The organism is Herbaspirillum sp. Sphag64 (assembly GCF_014192645.1).
Taxonomy (GTDB): domain Bacteria; phylum Pseudomonadota; class Gammaproteobacteria; order Burkholderiales; family Burkholderiaceae_D; genus Herbaspirillum.
This window is the reverse complement of the sequence record NZ_JACHYE010000007.1, coordinates 107,597-130,221: the sequence shown is the minus strand read 5'-3', so window position 1 is coordinate 130,221 and position 22,625 is coordinate 107,597. Positions and strand designations below refer to the sequence as shown.

At 54.6% G+C, this 22,625-nt stretch carries 17 protein-coding genes; 5 read left to right on the top strand and 12 right to left on the bottom strand.

The window, feature by feature from the left end; translation table 11 throughout:
- Positions 1-45: 45 nt before the first annotated feature.
- From FHW66_RS13060 to FHW66_RS13025, 8 genes are all read right to left on the bottom strand, one after another.
- Positions 46-876: an AraC family transcriptional regulator gene (locus tag FHW66_RS13060; protein WP_255458956.1), complete on the bottom strand. Its 831-nt coding sequence runs from the start codon at positions 874-876 to the stop codon at positions 46-48.
- Positions 877-890: 14 nt separating this feature from the next.
- Positions 891-1,148, bottom strand: coding sequence for a hypothetical protein (locus tag FHW66_RS13055; protein WP_183380247.1), 258 nt, complete (start codon positions 1,146-1,148; stop codon positions 891-893).
- Positions 1,149-1,159: 11 nt separating this feature from the next.
- Positions 1,160-1,651 carry an arsinothricin resistance N-acetyltransferase ArsN1 family B gene (locus FHW66_RS13050; protein ID WP_183380246.1) on the bottom strand — a complete coding sequence of 164 codons (492 nt, stop codon included), beginning with the start codon at positions 1,649-1,651 and terminating at the stop codon, positions 1,160-1,162.
- A gap of 99 nt (positions 1,652-1,750) precedes the next feature.
- Positions 1,751-3,646 (bottom strand): propionate--CoA ligase, encoded by a 1,896-nt coding sequence (locus FHW66_RS13045; RefSeq protein WP_183380245.1) that lies wholly within the window; start codon positions 3,644-3,646, stop codon positions 1,751-1,753.
- 41 nt (positions 3,647-3,687) lie between these two features.
- Positions 3,688-4,878, bottom strand: a complete 1,191-nt coding sequence (gene prpF, locus FHW66_RS13040; RefSeq protein WP_183380244.1) for a 2-methylaconitate cis-trans isomerase PrpF — start codon at positions 4,876-4,878, stop codon at positions 3,688-3,690.
- A 30-nt stretch (positions 4,879-4,908) separates the two neighbouring features.
- Positions 4,909-7,524, bottom strand: coding sequence for a Fe/S-dependent 2-methylisocitrate dehydratase AcnD (gene acnD, locus FHW66_RS13035; protein WP_183380243.1), 2,616 nt, complete (start codon positions 7,522-7,524; stop codon positions 4,909-4,911).
- A gap of 119 nt (positions 7,525-7,643) precedes the next feature.
- The gene (prpC, locus tag FHW66_RS13030; protein WP_183380242.1) at positions 7,644-8,798 is read right to left on the bottom strand and encodes a 2-methylcitrate synthase; all 1,155 of its coding nucleotides are present in this window, start codon (positions 8,796-8,798) and stop codon (positions 7,644-7,646) included.
- Between the two features lie 59 nt (positions 8,799-8,857).
- The gene (locus FHW66_RS13025) at positions 8,858-9,739 is read right to left on the bottom strand and encodes an oxaloacetate decarboxylase (RefSeq protein WP_183380241.1); all 882 of its coding nucleotides are present in this window, start codon (positions 9,737-9,739) and stop codon (positions 8,858-8,860) included.
- Positions 9,740-9,994: 255 nt separating this feature from the next.
- Here FHW66_RS13025 and prpR point away from each other — a divergent pair, with 255 nt between their 5' ends.
- Both prpR and FHW66_RS13015 read left to right on the top strand, forming a co-directional pair.
- Positions 9,995-11,641, top strand: a complete 1,647-nt coding sequence (prpR, locus tag FHW66_RS13020; RefSeq protein WP_183380240.1) for a propionate catabolism operon regulatory protein PrpR — start codon at positions 9,995-9,997, stop codon at positions 11,639-11,641.
- Between the two features lie 95 nt (positions 11,642-11,736).
- Positions 11,737-12,525: an ankyrin repeat domain-containing protein gene (locus FHW66_RS13015; protein ID WP_183380239.1), complete on the top strand. Its 789-nt coding sequence runs from the start codon at positions 11,737-11,739 to the stop codon at positions 12,523-12,525.
- A gap of 29 nt (positions 12,526-12,554) precedes the next feature.
- Here FHW66_RS13015 and FHW66_RS13010 read toward each other — a convergent pair whose 3' ends face one another.
- On the bottom strand, positions 12,555-13,184 hold the full coding sequence (locus tag FHW66_RS13010; RefSeq protein WP_183380238.1) for a hypothetical protein: 630 nt from the start codon (positions 13,182-13,184) through the stop codon (positions 12,555-12,557).
- A 319-nt stretch (positions 13,185-13,503) separates the two neighbouring features.
- Here FHW66_RS13010 and FHW66_RS13005 point away from each other — a divergent pair, with 319 nt between their 5' ends.
- Together FHW66_RS13005 and FHW66_RS13000 are read left to right on the top strand one after the other, a co-directional pair.
- On the top strand, positions 13,504-14,793 hold the full coding sequence (locus FHW66_RS13005; protein WP_183380237.1) for an MFS transporter: 1,290 nt from the start codon (positions 13,504-13,506) through the stop codon (positions 14,791-14,793).
- A gap of 308 nt (positions 14,794-15,101) precedes the next feature.
- Entirely contained in the window at positions 15,102-17,495 is a 2,394-nt protein-coding gene (locus FHW66_RS13000; RefSeq protein ID WP_183380236.1) for a glycosyltransferase family 41 protein, read from the top strand.
- A 70-nt stretch (positions 17,496-17,565) separates the two neighbouring features.
- On the opposite strand, the gene ntrC is transcribed toward FHW66_RS13000, so the two are convergent.
- From ntrC to glnA, 3 genes are all read right to left on the bottom strand, one after another.
- Positions 17,566-19,050, bottom strand: a complete 1,485-nt coding sequence (ntrC, locus tag FHW66_RS12995) for a nitrogen regulation protein NR(I) (protein ID WP_183380235.1) — start codon at positions 19,048-19,050, stop codon at positions 17,566-17,568.
- A gap of 98 nt (positions 19,051-19,148) precedes the next feature.
- Positions 19,149-20,222: a nitrogen regulation protein NR(II) gene (glnL, locus tag FHW66_RS12990; protein WP_183380234.1), complete on the bottom strand. Its 1,074-nt coding sequence runs from the start codon at positions 20,220-20,222 to the stop codon at positions 19,149-19,151.
- 144 nt (positions 20,223-20,366) lie between these two features.
- Positions 20,367-21,782 carry a type I glutamate--ammonia ligase gene (glnA, locus tag FHW66_RS12985; protein WP_183380233.1) on the bottom strand — a complete coding sequence of 472 codons (1,416 nt, stop codon included), beginning with the start codon at positions 21,780-21,782 and terminating at the stop codon, positions 20,367-20,369.
- Positions 21,783-22,150: 368 nt separating this feature from the next.
- Here glnA and FHW66_RS12980 point away from each other — a divergent pair, with 368 nt between their 5' ends.
- Positions 22,151-22,615 carry a rhodanese-like domain-containing protein gene (locus FHW66_RS12980; RefSeq protein ID WP_183380232.1) on the top strand — a complete coding sequence of 155 codons (465 nt, stop codon included), beginning with the start codon at positions 22,151-22,153 and terminating at the stop codon, positions 22,613-22,615.
- The last annotated feature ends 10 nt before the right edge of the window (positions 22,616-22,625 follow it).

Genomic DNA, 22,625 nt, shown 5'->3' with positions numbered 1-22,625 from the left:
AGCGTCTTGAACGATTGTGCAACTACCACAATAAGAAATTTTTCATCAGTAACTACTGCATGCCCTGGCGATACGCAGCCACCGTGCTGGTGACATGCCATACGTTTTAGTAAACAGTCGGGTCAAATGACTTTGATCAGCAAAGCCGGAGTTGGCAGCAACGTCGGTCAATGCCATGTTCTGCAACATGAGTCGCCGCGCCATATCCAGCCGACGCAGACTCAGATAACGATAAGGGCTGGTACCAAAAAAACTGCGAAAGTCACGAGTCAGACTCCAGCGATCACGGCCAACTGCCTGAGCGACCTCCTCCAGCGATACCTGACGATCAATTGCTGCATGAAGGTACTCGCGGGCTAATTGTGCCATCCGAAAATCAGCGCGATGACGACGGGGTCGCGCACCAGAAGCCATTTCCATCGCCTGGGCCAGTTCGAAAATACCATCTTCCTGCTCAAGCGTTTCGACCGTCGCGTCCAAATGTGTCAGCAAGTTACGTACGGCGACAAATAAGTGAGGATTGCTTGAGATACCCGTTGGCACAAACGGCAGGATTACACCACCTAATGATTCCTGCAACAATGCAGGCTCGATATAGAGCATGCGATAATGAAACCCGGTCGCATCACCTGCCTGCCCGTCATGGGGCTCATCCGGATAAAGTGCAATGGTATTTCCGGGCAGACTGTGTCGCATTTCCTTCTGGTACTGGAACGACTGAATACCGTGGAGAGTAATGCCGATCGCATACGTATCGTGACGATGCATTCCATAGCCGCGGCCGTGAAAAAAGGCTTCGATACGCTCCATGCCTGACGTATGTGAGCGCCAAATCCAGTCTTTTTGCGGCACGCGTGGAGCAGGCAGGATGATCATGCGAGCCCTTGGATTCAAGGCTTTTTCAGGAGCTGTTTCTCAAAAGCGACGTCGAGCTTGCTCACCCGTTTGGGCTTCTGTGGTCCGTAGGCATTGACGAAGGTAACAAACTCATCTAACGGCAAGGGCTCACAGAGTTTCTCTGCAGGATTGTCAGGTGTACGCTGGACCAGATAAAACAGTTCTGCAGCGGTACGTACCATCGAATACTGGCGCGTGCCAGCACGTGTATTGAGGCGCTCGATTGCGCCCGTGGCCTTGGTCGATCGCATGTGACTACCTCTTACAGAATCAGTTGCCAGTAGCCGACATCAAGCCACTGGTCGAATTTGTTGCCAACTTCCCTGAAGTGTCCGACCTTAACGAACCCCATTTTCTCGTGCAATCCGATACTGGCCGCATTTGGTAGCGCGATTCCGGCCATGATGACGTGCACCTCACGTTGCTTCAACTGCGCAAACAAGGCGCCATACAGCTGTGCACCCACGCCCTTACCGCCACTATCCGCAGCAAGGTACACCGAACTCTCGACCGAATAACGGTACGCCAGACGGGGCTTCCACTGGCTGGCATAAGCATATCCCAGTACCCGTCCCTGTTCTTCGTACACCAACCAGGCATAGCGCGATGCAATATCAGTGATCCGCTGTGTCATCTGCTCCACGCTCACCGGTTCCAGCTCAAAACTGATCCCTGTGGTGGTGACGTAATGATTGTAGATCTCGCAGATGGCAGCAGCGTCGGCTACCGTGACTGGACGGATAGGAGAGTTCATGAGAAGCAATTACGCAGGCTGATGCTGAAGCCAGCTAGTGTACCCAAAATAAGAACGGCCGGTGCATTGCTGCACCGGCCGCATCCAAAAACAGCACATTTATTGCAGGCAGGCCCTGATCTGCTGCAGCGAACTAGGATCTTCAATGGTCGTCAGATCACCCGGATCACGCCCCTCACAGATGGCCTGGATAGAACGCCGCAGCAACTTGCCAGAGCGTGTCTTGGGCAAGGCACTGACAAAGTGCACCCGTGATGGCCGGCCGACAGCGCCAATCTGCTTGTCGACGACACGCATGATTTCCGCCTCAAGTGCCTGACGTCCTTCAGCAGTAACGATGCCATCGGCTTTCTTTGGAATCACGAATGCAATCGCGACCTGCCCCTTCAGCTTGTCTTCCACGCCTACGACAGCGACCTCGGAAACATTGGTATGGCTGGAAATGCTCTCTTCGATTTCACGCGTGCCCAGTCGATGACCAGCAACGTTGATTACGTCATCGGTACGGCCAAGGATGAAGTAATAACCATCACTGTCACGAATGCCCCAGTCAAAGGTGGAATACACCTGTTTCGGGAAGTTCGACCAGTAGGTATTCACGAAGCGCTCATCATCGCGATAGACGGTCTGCATGCAACCCGGCGGCAGCGGCCCTTCAATGACCACGACACCTTTCTCGTTATCGCCGCAGATTTCCCCGGTACTTTCATTCATGATGTGCATCTTGTAGCCATACAGCGGCGCACCGGGGCTTCCCAGCCGGGTTGGCTTGTCGTCCAGACCACGGGCAATCGACAGAATCGGCCAGCCACTCTCGGTTTGCCAATAATTGTCGATCACCGGCACACCAAGCGCGCCTGAAATCCAGTTGGAGGTGGTTTCATCGAGCGGCTCGCCTGCCAGATACAACGTCTTCAATGACGACAGGTCGTACTTGCTCATATATTCAGCCGGTTGCTTCTTGAGCACACGAATTGCCGTCGGTGCCGAGAACATTCGGGTGACTTTGTACTTCTCGACCAGTCGCCACCAGATTCCCGCGTCACCTGGTGTGGTCGCCAATACCGGTAAGCCTTCGTAAAGAATCGTTGCCATGCCGGCAATCAATGGTCCATAGACGATATAGGAGTGACCAACCACCCAGCCAATGTCAGAGGTACAGAAATAGGTTTCACCAGGCTGAGCACAGAACACATGCTGCATCGATGCCGCCAGCGCCGTGGCATAGCCACCGACATCGCGTTGTACGCCCTTGGGCTTGCCAGTGGTACCGGAGGTGTAAAGTACATAAGAAGGCTCATTCGATTCCAGCCAGACTACCGGCACCTGAATATCCAGATAATTCGGGCGTAAAGTCGTGTAATCAACATCGCGCTCGGGTGTCATGGGTAGTTCGGCCAGACCTCGGTTGACCAGCAATACACGATGCGGCTTGTGTTCAGCCAGACCAATTGCCTGATCCAGCAAACCTTTATACGGCACAACCTTGCCACCCCGCGAGCCGGCATCGGCCGACACAATCAGGCATGGTTGGGCATCGTCAATCCGGGTTGCCAGACTACTGGACGCAAAGCCGCCAAACACCACGGAATGTACAGCACCGATACGCGCACAGGCGAGCATGGCAAATACGGCTTCTGCAATCATGGGCATGTAGATCAGCACACGGTCACCACGCCTGACCCCCAGTGCCTGCATCATCGCTGCCATGGCACTGACTTCGCGGTGCAGCTCGCGGAAACTGTAGACCTTTTCCGTATTGGTTTCGGTGGAAACTGCAATCAGTGCATTCTGATCGCCCCGTTCGGCCAGATGGCGATCCACAGCATTGTGACAAAGATTGGTTTCACCCTCCAGAAACCAGCGTGCAAATGGCGCGCGGGAATAATCCAGCGTTTGCAAAAACGGCTTGTGCCAGTCGATACGTTGGGCTTCATTGGCCCAGAACGTACCGGGATCGTCAATGGATTGCTGATACAACGATGCGAAATTCATGGTGTCTCCTCCAACGCCACTTTATGACAGTGGCTGTGTGTTTAGAATGTGTCGCCCGGTACTCTTACCCACCCCTCCATCAATACCCGTGCACTGCGGCTCATGATGGCTTTGGTCACGCTCCATTCACCGTCGATCTGCCTGGCTTCAGCGCCAACCCGCAAGCTGCCCGAAGGATGACCGAACCGCACCGCACTACGTGCACCACCGCCAGCGGCCAGATTCACCAGCGTACCGGGGATGGCTGCCGCAGTGCCAATGGCAACTGCAGCGGTACCCATCATCGCGTGATGCAATTTGCCCATGGACATGGCGCGCACCAGTAAATCGACATCAGCAGCCTTGACCGGCTTACCACTGGAGGCGACGTAATCGCTTGGTGCGGCGACAAACGCGACCTTGGGGGTGTGCTGGCGCTTGGCCGCTTCGTCAATCTGTTTGATCAAACCCATCCGCACCGCACCGTGGGCACGAATGGTCTCGAAGCGGGCCAGTGCAACCGGATCGCTGTTGATTGCATCCTGCAATTCGGTGCCGGTGTAACCCAACTCTTTCGCATTGAGGAAAATGGTCGGGATACCGGCATTGATCATGGTGGCGTTGAAACTGCCAACACCAGGGACATCGAGTTGATCAACCAGATTGCCGGTCGGGAACATGGCACCGCCAGCACCCTCCTCCTCGGCTGCCGGATCGAGGAATTCCAGTTGCACCTCCGCTGCCGGAAAGGTCACGCCATCGAGCTCGAAGTCGCCAGTTTCCTGCACCTGTCCGTCGGTGATCGGTACATGGGCAATGATGGTCTTGCTGATATTGGCTTGCCAGACCCGCACCGTGCACATACCGTTGGCAGGAATCCGGCTGGCATCAATCAGACCACTGCTGATGGCAAACGAGCCGACCGCAGCCGACAGGTTGCCGCAATTACCGCTCCAGTCGACGAAGGCGCTATCGATGGATACCTGACCGAACAAGTAATCCACATCGTGGTCCGGACGACTGGATTTAGACAAAATCACCGTCTTGCTGGTGCTGGAGGTAGCGCCGCCCATACCGTCGATCTGCTTGCCATAGGGGTCGGGACTACCAATCACACGCAGTAGCAGTGCATCACGTGCGGCCCCGGGGACTTGTGCTGCCGCAGGCAAATCCTGCAAGCGAAAAAACACGCCTTTACTGGTACCACCACGAATATAGGTGGCCGGTATCTTGATTTGAGGTACGTGTGACATCGTTATTCCTTTCTGCTCACTCTGTGTGACTCAGGCAGCCTTGACCGTCGAAGCCAGGAAATCCTGTGCGAAGCGTTGCAGTACGCCACCGGCTTCATAGATCGAAACTTCCTCCGCAGTATCGAGACGGCACGTCACAGGAACTTCCACCCGCTCGCCATTCTTGCGGTGGATGACCAGCGTCAGGTCGGCACGCGGCGTACGGGTACCGATCACATCAAACGTTTCGGTACCGTCGATACCCAGCGTCTTGCGGGTTACGCCGGGCTTGAACTCCAGCGGAATCACGCCCATGCCGATCAGATTGGTGCGATGAATCCGCTCAAAGCCTTCTGCCACGATCACTTCCACACCCGCCAGACGCACCCCTTTGGCAGCCCAGTCACGCGACGATCCCTGACCGTAGTCAGCACCAGCGATAATGATCAGCGGCTGCTTGCGGTTGAGGTAGGTTTCAATCGCTTCCCACATGCGTATGACGCTACCATCCGGTTCCACCCGTGCCAGCGATCCCTTTTTGACTTCGCCATTGACGACCGCCATTTCATTGACCAGTTGTGGATTGGCAAAGGTCGCACGCAGCGCGGTCAGGTGATCGCCTCGGTGGGTTGCATAAGAGTTGAAGTCTTCCTCTGGCAAACCCATCTTGGCCAGATATTCACCGGCAGCTGAATCGGGCAGGATTGCATTCGACGGCGACAGGTGATCGGTGGTGATATTGTCCGGCAGCACTGCCAGAGGACGCATGCCACGCAAGGTACGCTCACCGGCCAATGCGCCTTCCCAATACGGTGGACGGCGGATGTAGGTGCTCATGGCACGCCAGTCGTAGAGCGGGCTGACCTGCTCATCCTTGCCCTGCTGCACGGCAAACATCGGGGTATAGACATTGCGGAACTGCTCAGGCTTGACCGCGCTCTTGACCACGGCATCAATCTCGGCATCGCTGGGCCAGATATCCTTGAGGCGAATTTCCTTGCCGGTCGTGCGATCAACGCCCAGTACGTCCTTTTCAATATCAAAACGGATGGTGCCGGCAATGGCGTAGGCCACCACCAATGGCGGCGAAGCGAGGAAGGCTTGCTTGGCGTAAGGGTGGATACGACCGTCGAAGTTGCGATTGCCCGACAGCACAGCCGTCGCATAAAGATCGCGATCAATGATTTCCTGCTGAATGACGGGATCCAGCGCGCCCGACATACCGTTGCAGGTGGTGCAGGCAAACGCCACGATACCAAAGCCAAGTTGCTCCAGATCGTTTGTCAAACCAGCCTCTTCCAGATACAACGCAACCGTCTTCGAGCCAGGTGCCAATGACGACTTCACCCAAGGCTTGCGCGTCAGTCCGGCGCGATTGGCGTTACGAGCCAGCAGCGCTGCAGCGATTACATTGCGAGGATTGCTGGTATTGGTGCAACTGGTGATGGCAGCAATGATCACTGCGCCGTCCGGCATCAAACCCTGTGCTTCCTGCGCTTGTGCCTGGGCCAGATCTACGGCAATACCGCGTTCGGCCAATGCCGATACCGGCAAGCGACGATGTGGATTGGACGGCCCAGCCAGGGTGCGCACCACCGTACCCAGATCAAATGTCAGCACACGCTCATACTGGGCTGACGTCAGACTATCGGCCCACAAGCCAGCTTCCTTGGCATAGTTTTCAACCAGCTTGACCTGCTCATGATCACGACCAGTCAAGGTCAGATAGTCGATGGTTTGCTGGTCGATGAAGAACATCGCAGCCGTCGCACCATACTCCGGTGCCATGTTCGAAATCGTGGCACGGTCACCCAGTGTCAGTGCAGCAGCGCCTTCCCCACGAAATTCCAGATAGGCGCCGACGACTTTTTCCTTGCGCAGGAATTCGGTCAGCGTCAGCACCACGTCAGTGGCGGTAATACCCGGCCCCGGCTTGCCGCTCAGTTCGACACCGACGATCTCGGGCAGACGCATCCAGGAAGCGCGTCCCAACATGACATTTTCGGCTTCCAGCCCCCCCACGCCAACCGCGATCACACCCAATGCATCGACGTGCGGCGTGTGGCTATCGGTACCGACGCAAGTATCGGGATAGGCCACGCCATGATCGTTGTGGATCACCGGCGACATCTTTTCCAGATTGATCTGATGCATGATGCCGTTGCCGGGCTGAATAACATTGACGTTCTTGAACGCCTTGCTGGTCCAGTCGATAAAGTGGAAACGGTCTTCGTTACGGCGGTCTTCAATGGCACGGTTTTTCTCGAATGCCTGTGGATCAAAGCCACCGCATTCCACCGCCAGCGAATGATCGACGATCAGTTGTACCGGCACCACCGGATTGACCTTTGCCGGATCGCCACCTTGATCGGCAATCGCATCGCGCAGACCAGCCAGATCCACCAGCGCGGTTTGACCGAGAATGTCATGACACACCACGCGTGCCGGGAACCAGGGGAAGTCACGGTCGCGCTTGCCTTCCACAATCTGGGTCAGGCAATCATGCAAAATCGTCGTATCGCAGCGACGCACCAGATTTTCTGCGTGCACGCGCGAGGTATAGGGCAAGCGGTCCCAGGCGCCAGGCTGGATCGCCTCAACTGCCGCACGGGCGTCAAAGTAATCCAGCGTGGTGCCAGGTAGAGGTTTGCGGTAGGCGGTATTCATGGCTCAATCCCGAAAATGACTTGGTAAGAGTGGCCGCCTGCACTAGGTCATTGATACATCGATAATCAATGACCGGTTGCAGGCGGCTAATGCTAATTACTGATGACTGATAGAGCGCGTTATTTACGCTTGGCGATCGGCACAAACTGCAGATCTTCCGGACCAACATAGTTGGCCGATGGACGGATGATCTTGTTGTCGATGCGTTGCTCAATAATGTGGGCAGCCCAACCCGAGGTGCGGGCAATGACGAACAACGGCGTGAACATCGCTGTTGGCACGCCCATCATGTGATAGGAGACCGCCGAGAACCAGTCCAGGTTGGGGAACATCTTCTTGATATCCCACATCACCGTTTCCAGACGCTCGGCGATATCAAACATTTTCAATGAGCCGGCATCCTTGGACAGGTTACGAGCCACTTCCTTGATCACCTTGTTGCGTGGATCAGAGATGGTATAAACCGGATGACCAAAACCAATCACCACTTCCTTGTTTTCAACGCGACGCTTGATATCGGCTTCAGCTTCATCGGGATTGTCGTAACGTTTCTGGATTTCAAACGCGACTTCATTGGCGCCACCATGCTTGGGACCGCGCAAAGCACCAATCGCACCAGTGATGGCGGAATACATATCGGAGCCGGTACCGGCAATCACGCGACCGGTGAAGGTCGAGGCGTTGAACTCATGCTCTGCATACAGAATCAGCGAGGTATGCATGGCTTTTTCCCACAGCTTTGAGGGTGGTACGCCATGCAGCAAATGCAGGAAGTGGCCACCGATGGAATCGTCATCGGTTTCCACCTCGATACGCTTGCCGTTATGGCTGTAGTGATACCAGTACAGCAACATGGAACCCAGCGACGCCATCAGACGGTCAGCGATATCGCGTGCGCCTGGGGTATTGTGATCGTCTTTCTCTGGCAGTACACAGCCCAAGGCCGAGACACCGGTGCGCATGACATCCATCGGATGGGATGCTGCAGGCAGCCATTCGAGTGCAGCCTTCACATTGGCTGGCAGACCACGCAAGGCCTTGAGCTTGGTCTTGTAGGCTTGCAGTTCGGCACTGGTGGGCAACTTGCCATGGACCAGCAGATGGGCGATCTCTTCAAATTCACAGCTATCGGCGACATCCAGAATGTCGTAACCGCGATAGTGCAGATCGTTACCGGTCTTGCCGACGGTACACAAGGCCGTGTTACCCGCGGTCACGCCAGACAGGGCAACAGATTTCTTTGGTTTGAAGGCTGGTGCAGTTTGCTCGGTCATGAGGGTCTCCTGAATGAATATGTTGGGTGATGTACTTGGTGATCAGCTTATTTATCAGCTTACTTATCGGCGTATTTCTTTTCCAGCTGGTCAAAGAATGGCTTGTTGACCAGACGTTGACGCTCCGCGAATGGTGTGACCAGTTGTGGATCTTCATCCAGCCGATGACTATCGCGCAACACGGTCAATGCCTTTTGCATACCGGCTACAGCGCCCTGCAACGCGGCGTTGGCGTACAGCACAATGCCGTAACCCAGATCACCCAGTTCATCGGCGCTGAAAATCGGTGTTTTGCCACCAATGACCAGATTGACCAGTTGTGGCTTGTCCAGCGCCTGTGGCAGACGCCGGATTTCGTCGGCAGTCTCGGTGGCTTCAACGAACAGGATGTCGGCACCCGCTTCGCTATAGCGTGCAGCACGCTCCAGCGCATCCTCAAAACCATGCACACTGCGCGCATCGGTACGCGCCATGATCAGCATGCCGTCGTTGCTGCGGGCATCCACGGCGGCGTGGATCTTGCCTACCATTTCGGCACAGGAAATCACTTCCTTACCGTTGAAGTGACCGCAGCGCTTGGGCGAGACCTGATCTTCCAGTTGTACCGCATCGGCACCGGCACGCTCCAGCGACCGGATGGTGTGACGCACATTGAGGGCATTGCCAAAGCCAGTGTCGGCATCAACGATGAGCGGAATATCGACCGCATCGCGAATCCGGGCGGTATGGTCGGCTAGCTCATTGAGTCCGATGAAGCCCTGGTCAGGCATGCCGAAATACATATTCGTCACGCCCGCACCGGTGATGTAGAGCGCCTCAAAACCAAGGTCGGCAATCACCCGCGCCGACAGCGCATTGAATGCGCCTGGTACCAGCAGGCCACGCCGGGCATTGACCTTGTCGCGCAGAATTTGTTTGGTGGTGCGGGAAGCTGTACTCATGAATTTTTCCTTTGCGAGTTGTTTCAGCAGGGTGCATGCCAGAGCTTATTGCAATGCGCGTGCCAGCCCGACACAAGGGCCATCCCCACCTCAAAAAAAACTTGAATAAGACAATAAAAATCAATTTAATCAATTACTTAAAAATATACCAAAAACAAAAAGCTGTTCCCTATGCACTACTGATGTACGTTTCATTTTCGCTTCCATGTTACATTTGAAACATTTGAAACATCTAAATGAAACACCGTCAATCACATGAAACGCTCCCCCGGCTACCCGCGTGAAGCCCGCGACAACAATGACAAACCCGTGATCTGGACGGTATCCGTCTCACGTCTGTTCGAACTGTTTCGTGACATCACACTGGAATACGACAATCGCGCCGATATCGAACCGATTCCACTGGGCTTTGAAGATGCAGTACGCCATATTCGCGAGCGGCTGGAGAACGAACGCTGTGACGCCGTCATTGCCGCCGGCTCGAACGCGGCGTACCTGAAGAGCCGTCTATCGGTACCCGTCATCATCGCCCGCGCCAGCGGCTTTGATGTCATGCAGGCGCTGGCCCGGGCGCGCAAAATCTCGCCCGACATTGCCCTGATCACGTATCAGGAAACCATGCCAGCATTGGGTGAATTTCAGAGCACCTTCGATCTGAATATTGTGCAGCGGACCTACGCTACCGAAGAAGATGCCCGTGCGCAGATCAATGAGCTCAAATCGGCAGGTATCAAGGCCATTGTCGGTGCCGGACTAATCACCGATCTGGCCGAGGAAGCCGGTCTGGCAGGAATTTTTGTGTATTCATCCGAATCGATCCGACAAGCCTTCGACGATGCGCTGGAAATGGCGCGTCTGACCCAGCTCGAATCAAACCGCACACGCAGCTATCCGGTCGCCGACAGTCTCCGAGCGCGCCATCACATCAACGATCTGCGTGGTGATTCCGCCGCCATGGAAGCGCTACGCCACTCCATCACACTGTTTGCCAAATCACCTGCGACCGTGTTGATTCAAGGCGAGACAGGTACCGGCAAGGAGTTGGCGGCGCAAGCAATCCACCGTGCCCATCCGCATCTGCAGGGCAAGGCACAAGGGCAGCGTCCGTTTGTCGCCGTCAATTGCGGCGCACTGGCCGAATCGTTGTTGGAGTCAGAACTGTTTGGTTATGAGGAAGGTGCATTTACCGGCTCACGCCGCGGTGGTCGGGCCGGTCTGTTTGAAGCCGCGCATCATGGCACGCTGTTTCTGGATGAAATAGGCGAAATGCCATTGCCACTGCAAACCCGTTTGCTGCGCGTACTGGAAGAACGGGAAGTGGTGCGCGTCGGCGGTACACGTCCGATTCCAGTCAATGTCCGCATCGTCAGCGCTACCCATTGTGACCTCGATAGTCGCGTCAAGGAAGGCCGCTTCCGGGCTGATCTGTTTTATCGCCTCAGTGTATTGCGCATGACGCTGCCCCCTCTGCGAGAGCGGCCGGAAGATCTGGTGCCACTGGCCGAATGGTGTCTCAAACATGCGCTGGCAGCGATGGATATCCGTCCGCACGCCAATCTGCATGCCGAAATCCTGCGCTGCATGCCATTGCTGGCAGCCTACCAATGGCCAGGAAATGTGCGAGAACTACGCAATCTGATGGAACGACTGGCACTATTTCTCGCAGCCGAACCGTTACAGGCTTTGACGCCGAATCTGATGCTGAAAATCGCACCGGAGCTACAGGCTGCTGCAGCGGCACCTGCATCCGAGACCACCATCCCTCGATCCGAGACCAGCTCGATAACTCCTCTTTCCATCGAAGAGGTAATGACCCGATTTGCCGGCAACCGGGCAGCAGCAGCGGACTACCTCGGCATCAGCAGAACTACCCTATGGCGAAAGCTAAAAGAATCACGCTGAGTTTTACCCCGAGCCTTACGTAAAAATGTGCGAAATTTGCAGGCGCCGAACAGGTTCCGCGCGGTAAAAGTGATGTTTTCACGAATTTATTCGATATGAATACATCAAAAATTCAAGGAACATCTCAAACAAATACCAGTCATCTTCAAAATAATTGCAAGGAAAAATCTCCAACAGGGAGCAAAGTCGGATCTAGTATCACCGGGGTGAACAGTACCCACATCGAAGCTGCGTCGCAGCAGACATTACCGATCCCCGCACCATGCGAACCTTGTCTCGCACAGTTCCGCCGTACCAATTCCACCGATCAGTATGGATGCACGCCCCTGATTATCGCTTGCAAAGTAAATGACACACGGGAAGTCGACCGCTTGCTCAAGTGCCCATTTGTCAATGTCGACAGCGTCACCAACAGTCGAGCGACCGCCCTGCATTACGCTGCGTATTACGATCGCGATGCTGCTGTAAGGCTGTTGCTTAAGTGCAAAAAAATCAATCTGAACGCCACTGACGACGCTAGCCACACCCCGCTAATGCTCGCCGCCGCCAATGGCAGTCATGCTAGCTTCAAATTGCTATGCGAAGACATGCTATGCGATATCAATGCAAAAGATCACTGGGGCCGATCGGCATTGGTAATCGCTCGCTATTACTCTCACTCTGACATCGTCGACACTTTACTGCAGCGACCCGGTATCGACATCGATACCATGACCCGACTGACGGTCTGGCTGGGCAGTCTGCGAAAACTATCGACGACGCTATGCTGCCGGAAGTCAAGTACTCAGTTTTCTGAAGAAAACGCCGGCTTCATGTTGACGCCGTTTGAAAGGGACGACAGCGATGACATCACCTGTATCCCGAACACCTCTCAGAACAGGTAGGCAATACAAGTAGCCCTGCCCCGTCATGGTTACATGGGGGGCGTCACCCCATTCTTGCCAACAATGACGGATACGGCTGTGAAACTGCCGTTCGTTTCTTTGCGGGCACGGACAATGACCTTGGCACCCACCACCAACAAGGCAGGCTCCGCCGGTTCAAAACGGACGATAGGCACATTCTCGGGTATGAGAATCTTCTTTTCACCACCGTTGTACTTCAAGGTCAGCGTGCGCCCACTGCTGGCGACGACGTCACCCACGCTGCCATTGGTCATGGTGCTATTGGGGGCCAGATCAAAGGGGCGGTGACCATCACCAGTTCCAGCCATTGCCGGCGGGAAAATATGTACCTCCAGCGCCTTCTGCGAACCGTCCGCTTGTGGAATGGCAGCAGTGCCGATGTAACTTCCCGGCTTGATATCTTCAATACTGGCACTGACCACTGCAATGACGCGCGCATCCTTATCCAGTTTGACACTCAACTCCTGGCCCATATTGGGCTTGACCAACAAGGTATCGCCGTTCACAGCCAGCAGTGCACCACGGATACTGGCTGGCGGCATTTGCGCCGAGGCAATGCCAGCAGTCAAGCTGCCAGCCAACATGACCAGCATGGAGAGGCTACTGGTGCGCAACAACTTCCGGAGAGATGAATTCATGGTCGCCTGATAGAAATGAGTAAAACTTCAGTCTAGCCAGACGCACTGGCAGAAAACATGACATTTGAATGACAAAAATGTCATTTACCGACTGCTCTTGCCGCCGATACCCTCACTTCCACTGTTCTGCAACCATGGCACCAAAATTGCAGTGCACAATTGACAGTGTTGCATACCTGCACGTATGCTCATCGCTCTTCATGTTGGTGCATTAGAGCATTCGCAGTCTCAGTACCAACACGAAGCAAAGATTCAGGGGACATATTCTCATCAAAACAGTGACCTCGCACTTACCCCTACTTCAATACCGGGAGAACAAATGAATAATGGTTCAGCGGCAATCAGCAGCAGCGCAGTACAAAAGCTGCACCCCCAAACCTGGCGTGCTGTCATCTCGTCTTCGATCGGCAACGCATTGGAGTGGTTTGATGTCTTGATTTATGGTGCCTTTGCGGTCGTGATCGCCAAACTGTTTTTCCCGACTGATAACGATACGGTCTCGCTGCTGCTGACCTTTGCCACCTTCGGCGTGTCATTTTTCATGCGGCCGCTGGGTGCAGTCATACTCGGTGCGTATTCCGACCGCGTCGGTCGAAAGGCAGCATTGACGCTGTCGATTGCGTTGATGACGCTGGGTACCGCGTTGATCGCCTTCATGCCAACCTATGCCAGCATTGGACTCTGGGCACCAGCTGGGATCGTATTGGCACGTCTGATACAGGGTTTTTCGGCCGGAGGAGAATTCGGCAGCTCCACCGCATTTCTGGTTGAGCATGCACCACATCGTCGTGGTTTTTTCTCCAGCTGGCAGGTTGCCAGTCAGGGCTTGAGCCTGATGATGGCCGCCGCCTTCGGTGCCGGCCTCAATGGTCTGCTGACGCCCGATCAACTGCACTCCTGGGGTTGGCGCCTGCCGTTCCTGTTCGGTCTGCTGATTGGCCCCGCAGGTCTGTACATTCGCCGCAGCCTGGAGGAATCGCCAGAATTTGCTACCGCGGAACGCACTGCAACACCACTCGCTGACACCTTTCGGGAGCAAAAGGAGCGCCTGCTGATTGGCACTGGCTGCGTGATCATGGCAACCGTCTCCGTTTATCTTGCCCTCTATATGCCAACCTATGCGATCAAGCAATTAGGCATGCCCGCATGGTCATCCTACGTGGCGACCCTGGTTTCCGGTCTGATCATGGCAGTAGCATCGCCATTTGTGGGCGAACTCTCGGATAAACATGGCCGCACGCCATTTCTGATTTTCAGTAGCGCGATGTACCTGTTATTCACTTATCCGATGTTCGTGTTTTTGACTGGCTCGCCAAGCTTTATCAATCTGCTTCTGCTGCAGATTGCCATCGGCATTCTGATGACCATGTACTTCGCAGCCCTGCCTGCATTGCTGGCCGATGTCTTTCCGGTGCAAACCCGCGGCACCGGTATGTCACTAAGCTATAACATCGCTGTCATGATCTTTGGTGGCTTTGCCGGTCTGATCATCACCTGGCTGATCCAGGCAACCGGCAACAAGCTGTCGGTCAGCTTTTTCGTCATCGTCGGTGCGGCGCTCAGCCTGCTTGCTTCGCTGGCAGCACGCTACCGCCTGAAAATACGTTAACCCACCCTGGGTGATACCAGCTGCGTCGGCAGGCTCAGCCCTGCCGACCTGATGACCTGATGACTGGCCCCAGCTTTACCACCGTCATCGCCTCCCCCTCTTGTCCACCGTTCGTCCACCGCTCAATGTGGTAACGACGCCAAATCTCAATCAACACAGTAGTCGACTCAATCAACGTCTCCCGAGTCGAATTGGATGCTGCCACCCTATATAATCCTGCACTGAATAGACGCGGATCTAGCTTTTTTGCCGCCAGTTAGACGTCATGCCGCCACTACCGATATAAATATCTGCCGCCGAATAGACCGATGAATCCTCAAATCAATGCCTTGCTGGGCCAGGCCTTTCAATATTTTGAACAAGGCAATCCGGATGCTGCCGAACCGATTCTGCTGAAAATCTTGCAAATGCATGCCAAGAACTTCGATGCCCTGCATATTCTGGGTGTCATCAAGGCCATGCGCAATGATCAGCAAGAGGCCATCAAGCTGTTTCGCAAAGCCATCAGCATTGAAGCCAACAACAACTTCCTCCATTTCAATCTGGCCAAGGCCTTGCTCGAGGTTGGCAAGGACGAGGATGCAATCGCCCATCATAGAAAAGCCGTCCAGCTAGCTCCCGGACATGTTGAAGCCTGGCTCAACTACGGTGTCTCGCTCACGAATCTCGGACGCTACGAAGAGGCCCTGAGCTGCTATGAAAAAGTATTCGCTTTGGAACCACGATTCCCCAAGGCGTGGGTCAATTACGGCACTGTCCTCTACAAAATGGCGCGTTACCAGGATGCCCTCGCCGCTTACGACAAGGCGCTCGCATTGGTACCTGACCATGCTGAATCATGGTCTAACAGCGGCGCAGCACTGGCCAAACTGGAAGGTTACCAGGCAGCCGTCGGCGCCTATGAAAAAGCGCTCTCGCTGAACCCTGCTCTGGCAGAGACCTGGTTCAACTATGGCGTCGCACTGCGCAGACTGGAGCGCTATACCGACGCTTTGGCCGCGTATAACAAAGCCCTGGAAATTGATCCATCGCAGGCGGATGCATGGAAGGAAAGTGGTAACGTATTTTATGCATTGCGATGGTATGAGGCGGCGTTGACCGCCTTGGATAAAGCGTTGGCAATATCCCCCTCGGACGCCGACATCTGGATGTCGAAAGGCGCGGTCCAGATGGCAATGCAGCACTCCCAGGAAGCGTTGACATCGTTTGAGCAAGCGATCACCCTGCAACCACAATCTGCCTCGGGATGGCTACAGAAAGGCTGGAGTCTCTCCCTGCAAAGACGTTATGACGAAGCATTGGTTGCCTATGAACAGGCGCTCACCGTGCAACCAGATCAGGACTGGTTATATGGGAATTGGGTCCATTGCAAATTACTGTTGTGCGACTGGCGCGATTACACCAGTAACGTCGCCAAACTGCATTCATTGATCGCTGAGAACTTCAATACTGCCGAACCCTTCGCTGTATTGGCAACCACGGACGATCCGCTGATCGAAATGCAATGCGCTCAACGGTATACACAAGCCCTCTATCCAGACAAGCGCGATAGCACCGCATGGCCAACGGCGACAAGAGGCAGCAGGATCAAAATCGCTTATTTTTCGGCTGATCTGCATCAACATGCAACTGCACATCTGATCATGGAGCTGTTTGAACTGCATGACCGCACACGCTTTGAGATCATTGCCTTTTCTTTTGGTGCGCCCTCTGAAGACAGCGCACGCCAACGCATTACCACTGCAGTAGATCAATTCATTGATGTCAGAGAAAAAAGCGACCAGGAGATCGTCGCCCTGTCGCGCTCTCTTGGCATTGACATTGCCGTTGATCTAAAGGGGTATACGACCCAAAGCCGAATGGGTATCTTTGCGCATGGCGCGGCACCGCTTCAGGTCAGTTACCTGGGTTATCCTGGAACGGTCGGCGCGCCTTATATGGATTACATCATTGCCGATGCAACAGTGATTCCTCCGGAATTGAGTCGTTTTTATTCAGAAAAAATTGTCCGCCTGCCACATTCATACCAGGTCAATGACCGCACACGCAAGATTGCGGACAACATCTTCAGCCGAGCTGAGCTAGGCCTACCGGAGCAAGGTTTTGTCTTTGCCTGCTTCAATAGCAGTTATAAAATCACTCCGGATTGTTTTGATATCTGGATGCGATTATTGGATCAAGTGCCCGGCAGTGTCCTGTGGCTGTTCGAAGATACGCCAGGTGTCACATCGACATTACGTGTTGCTGCTGGCGATCGCGGGATTAATGCTGAGCGTCTCGTTTTCGCTCCCCGGCTCGATGCCCCCTTGCATCTGGCGCGTCATCGTCAGGCCGATCTGTTCCTGGATACGTTCAACTACAACGCCCATACCACCGCCAGCGATGCTTTATGGGCCGGCTTGCCAGTGCTTACCAAACAGGGAAATACTTTCGCCAGCCGGGTCGCTGCCAGTCTATTGACAGCGATTGGTCTGCCAGAACTAATTACGACCAGCAACGAAGAATATGCAGCACTGGCAATCCAGCTGGCGTCCAATTCTGAACTGCTCGCCAGTTTCAAACTTCGGTTGTCGACAAATCGACTGAGCTATCCATTGTTTGACAGCAGTAAGTTCACCCGGCATATCGAGTCGGCTTATCACGCGATGCATGAACGCCGCCTGAAGGGCCTGGAGCCGGCACATATCGATATCTCCGACTAGAAAAACATACGAGAAGGCCAGCCTTAAATCGGCCGGCCTTTTTACACCCATCATGACTCACGATGGTTTGTCAGTCTTCTTCGGCACCGCCAATACCCAGCTCCTGAATCTTGCGGGTGATCGTATTGCGTCCGATACCAAGGCGCACTGCAGCGTCGTTCTTGCGACCATGGGTATGCTTGAGTGCGATTTTGATTACCGCTGCCTCAAACTGCCGCCCCAGAAGATCCATCACCTCCGGGCGCTCAGAGGACAACATCCGGGCTGCCTCCACTTCCAGCAAACTGACCCAGCTGTGCTCACCACCAGCTTCTTGGTGTACGGTTGCTGCCGAGGCGACATCCCCCACCAACAACGGCGTTGATACCAAGGGTGCCGTCGTCGCCTGCAACGCAGCGTTACGCTGCTCCACCAGTTCTTGCGGCAGATCCTTGACCTCGACTGTCTGCCCTGGTGCCATCACGGTGATCCAGTTGCAAAGGTTTTCCAGCTGGCGGACGTTGCCTGGCAACTCCAGCTGCGACAGGAACTGCATTGCCTGCGGTGACAGACGCTTGGCATCAACACCGAGTTGACGTGCACTTTGGGTCAGGAAATGGCGCGCCAGAATCGGAATGTCTTCGCTACGTTCGCGCAAGCTAGGCAAGCGTAGACGAATCACGTTCAAGCGATGATACAAATCTTCCCGGAACAAGCCTTCACGCACACGTTGCTCAAGATTCTGGTGCGTCGCGGCAATCACGCGCACATTCGCCTTGAGCGACTGATGACCACCGACGCGATAGAAGTGACCATCCGACAGCACCCGCAACAGGCGCGTCTGCAAATCCAGCGGCATGTCCCCAATTTCATCGAGGAATAAGGTACCGCCTTCAGCCTGTTCGAAGCGACCGCGACGCATCGCCTGTGCACCGGTAAAGGCGCCCCGCTCATGCCCAAACAATTCCGACTCAAGCAAATCTTTTGGAATTGCGGCCGTGTTGAGCGCGACGAATGGTTGCGAGGCACGCGGGCTGTGTTTATGCAACGCACGTGCGACCAACTCCTTGCCAGAACCGGACTCCCCCGTAATAAGCACCGTGACATTCGACTGCGACAAGCGGCCAATGGCACGAAACACATCCTGCATGGCTGGCGCCTGACCGAGAATTTCCGGCGTATTGGCGGCGGATTGCTCGACATCGGCTTCGCGCAGGCTTTCTTCGAGGGCACGGCGAATCAGTTCGACTGCCTTGTCCACATCAAACGGCTTGGCCAGATATTCAAAAGCCCCACCCTGAAATGCCGAAACTGCCGAATCCAGATCCGAGAAGGCAGTGATGATAATGACAGGAATGCCCGGGTGACGGGCCTTCACGGTTTGCAGCAATTCGAGGCCGGATGCGCCGGGCATACGAATGTCGGAAACCAATACTTGCGGCGTATCCGTCTGCAGAGCCTGCAGGGCGTCACGTGCGCTGGAAAAACTTTGCGTGGCGAGATTTTCGCGCGCAAGGGCCTTCTCCAATACCCAGCGTATCGATTCGTCGTCGTCAACAATCCAGATCGGTTTCATAGTCTTGTGGTTTCCTGCATGTTGTTACGCATTGCGGCGTTTTGGTTAATCGCTTGAGGCCTACGCCTTGATTGACCCACAAGCTTGATGACAAATAATCAGGGTAGCGGAATCAAAATTCTGAAGTCCGTACACCCAGGCCGACTTTCGCATTCAATCACCCCCATGTGTTGTTGTACGAAAGTCTGTGCCAACGTCAGTCCCAGACCACTTCCTCCTTCTCTGCCTGATACCAGAGGATAGAAGATGCGGTCCTGAATTTCGGGAGCGATGCCGGGCCCGTTGTCGATGATATGCAAGTCTAGTGCCAGGCGATAACGCACCTTGGCCAGCGTCACCTGACGGGTGACACGGGTCTGCAAAGTCAACTCGGCATCACCAGCGCGAATCCTCTCTGCCAATGCCTGTGCGGCGTTATGTACGATGTTGAGCAGGGCTTGTATCAATTGTTCTTTGTCACCACGAAATTCAGGAATCGACAAATCGTAGTCACGCCGAATCGTGAGGCCATTCGGAAACTCTGCCAATACCAGACTGCGTACCCGCTCGCAGACTTCATGGATATTGACGTCACCCACGATATGCGGGCGGCGATGCGGTGCCAGCAAGCGATCTACCAGCGTTTGCAGGCGATCAGCCTCTTTAATGATGACCTGGGTATATTCGCGCAGCTCCTTCAGGTGACGTTCAGGCAACTCCAGTTCCAGCAACTGCGCGGCGCCACGGATACCACCCAGCGGATTCTTGATTTCATGCGCGAGATTACGGATGAGTTCCTTGTTGGCCTGACTCTGATCAAGCAGACGCTCTTCGCGATCGAGTTTGAGTTGCTGCACGTTTTCACGCAGCTCCAGCAATACCGGCGTGTCCGGGCTGTGCAAAGGCGTGACAATGGTATGCACCTGTAACGGCTCACGTCCACTGCGCTCCAGGGCGAGATCAAGACGCTTGTCGGCGAACTGATGCGCGACGGCCTGATAAAACAGCGTAGCAAGCTCCTCACCATTGACGAACAGTTCACTGAGCTTTTGCTGTGACAGTACCTTGAAGGAACTCTCAAGCAGATTTTCTGCCGCGGCATTGGCATAGACGATGCCACCGTCGGCATCCAGAATGATGACCGCCGATGCCAGCAGATCAAGGCCCTCAAGGGAAGGTAGCGTAGTTTTCATGCTTTGTATTCCAACCGGTTCATCGGTACCGTACACACTTGCCGGCATCCTCCTGTACTAGCAAGAACCGGGCAAGCCTGCTGCAAAGACTGGTATAAAAAAAGGGAAGCAAGCTTCCCTTTTTTCTCCAGTCTCGACCGACGATTACAGCGAGTAGTACATGTCGAATTCGATCGGATGTGTGGTCATGCGATAGCGTTGCACTTCCTGGCCCTTCAGGTCCAGATAGGCATCAATCATGCTGTCGGTGAACACACCGCCACGGGTCAGGAATTCGCGATCCTTGTTCAGTGCATCCAGCGCTTCTTCCAGCGATGCACAGACGGTTGGGATCAGCTTGTCTTCTTCTGGTGGCAGATGGTACAGATCCTTGGAAGCAGCTTCGCCCGGATGGATCTTGTTTTGCACGCCGTCCAGACCTGCCATCAGCAGTGCCGAGAAGCACAGGTATGGGTTTGCCAGTGGATCTGGGAAACGGGTTTCGATACGACGGCCCTTAGGATTCGCAACGTGAGGAATACGGATCGATGCCGAACGGTTACGTGCCGAGTAAGCCAGCTTCACTGGTGCTTCAAAACCTGGAACCAGACGCTTGTAGGAGTTGGTACCTGGGTTGGTGATCGCGTTGAGTGCCTTGGCGTGCTTGATGATACCGCCGATGTAGAACAGTGCGAACTCGGACAGACCAGCATAGCCGTCGCCTGCGAACAGGTTCTTGCCGTCTTTCCAGACCGATTGGTGAACGTGCATACCGGAACCGTTATCGCCAACCAGTGGCTTCGGCATGAAGGTTGCAGTCTTGCCATAGGTGTGAGCAACGTTCCAGATGACGTATTTCAGTGTCTGGGTCCAGTCAGCGCGCTCAACCAGTGTCGAGAATTTGGTGCCCAGTTCGTTTTGACCTGCGCCAGCCACTTCGTGGTGGTGCACTTCAACCGGGATACCCAGGGATTCGAGGATCAGCGACATTTCCGAACGCATGTCCTGGAAGCTGTCGACTGGGGGAACCGGGAAATAGCCGCCCTTGACGGTAGGACGATGGCCAGTGTTGCCGCCTTCGAGCTTGGCACCGGTGCTCCAGGAAGCTTCTTCCGAGTCGATCTTGACGAAAGAACCGGACATGTCAGCGCCCCAACGCACGCCATCAAAAATGAAAAATTCTGGTTCTGGACCAAAGTAGGCTGTATCGCCCAGGCCGGAGGACTTCAGGTAGGCTTCAGCGCGCTTGGCGATGGAGCGTGGGTCACGGTCGTAACCCTTGCCATCGGACGGCTCGATCACGTCACATTGCATGAACAATGTGGTTTCTTCCATGAACGGGTCGATGTTGGCGGTATTTGGATCGGGGATGAGCAACATGTCCGACGCTTCGATACCCTTCCAACCAGCGATCGATGAACCGTCAAATGCATGACCGGATTCAAACTTGTCGATGTCAAAGTGGGAAACAGGAACAGTAACGTGTTGCTCCTTGCCCCGGGTGTCAGCAAAACGGAAATCAACGAACTTGACTTCATTGTCTTTTACCAACTTCAAAACCTCTGCGGCCGTCCTTGCCATGCGAATCTCCTAAAACGAGGAAGTAGTATAAATTTGTACAATATTTGGTATTGAGCCGACTACGTGCGACTTAGTGTGTACAACAATGACAACAGATAGTGCGCCAGAACTCAGTCAGCGATGATAGCAGATTCCATGCCACCGACGAGTGCATGCGGTTGACCGTGAGATATTTTAGGGAGTATTTGATCTTGACGGCTTTAGGAAGCCCCCATATTACATCGCAAGTTCATCCATATTGGTGCAAAAGGTATTTTTTGCACTAAATAAATGCTTTTTTTCAGGAATGCATTAAATTGGTGCGTTTCTTTATTTTTACTTTTACGTTTATATTTTGATTCTCTTTGATCAACGATCCGGAACCATCCATGACAAGCTCCAGCGACATTCTCCATCTGGCACAGCAGCGTGCCCAACAAGGACAACTACCCTATGCGGGGGCAGTCACACCGCAGGAAGCTTTTGCCCTGCTGCAAGCCGACAAGGGCGTCAGGCTGGTGGATGTGCGAACCAAAGCGGAACGCGACTGGGTTGGACAAGTCGACATTGCAGCACCACAACATGTGGCTGTTCAGTGGAATCTGTATCCCGAAGGGTCGCCAAACCCGCAATTCCTGGAACAACTGGCTGCGGTGGCTGAGCAGCAGACTACTCTGCTGTTTCTGTGTCGCTCCGGTGTACGCTCGCGCCACGCCGCGAAACTGGCAACCGAAAGCGGTTATGCAGCCTGCTACGATATTCTGGAAGGATTTGAGGGAAACAAGGATGCCCAAGGGCATCGTAAAAATGTAGAAGGATGGTGCAAGGCAGGCCTACCCTGGGTTGGTGCCTGAGTGAGGCGTT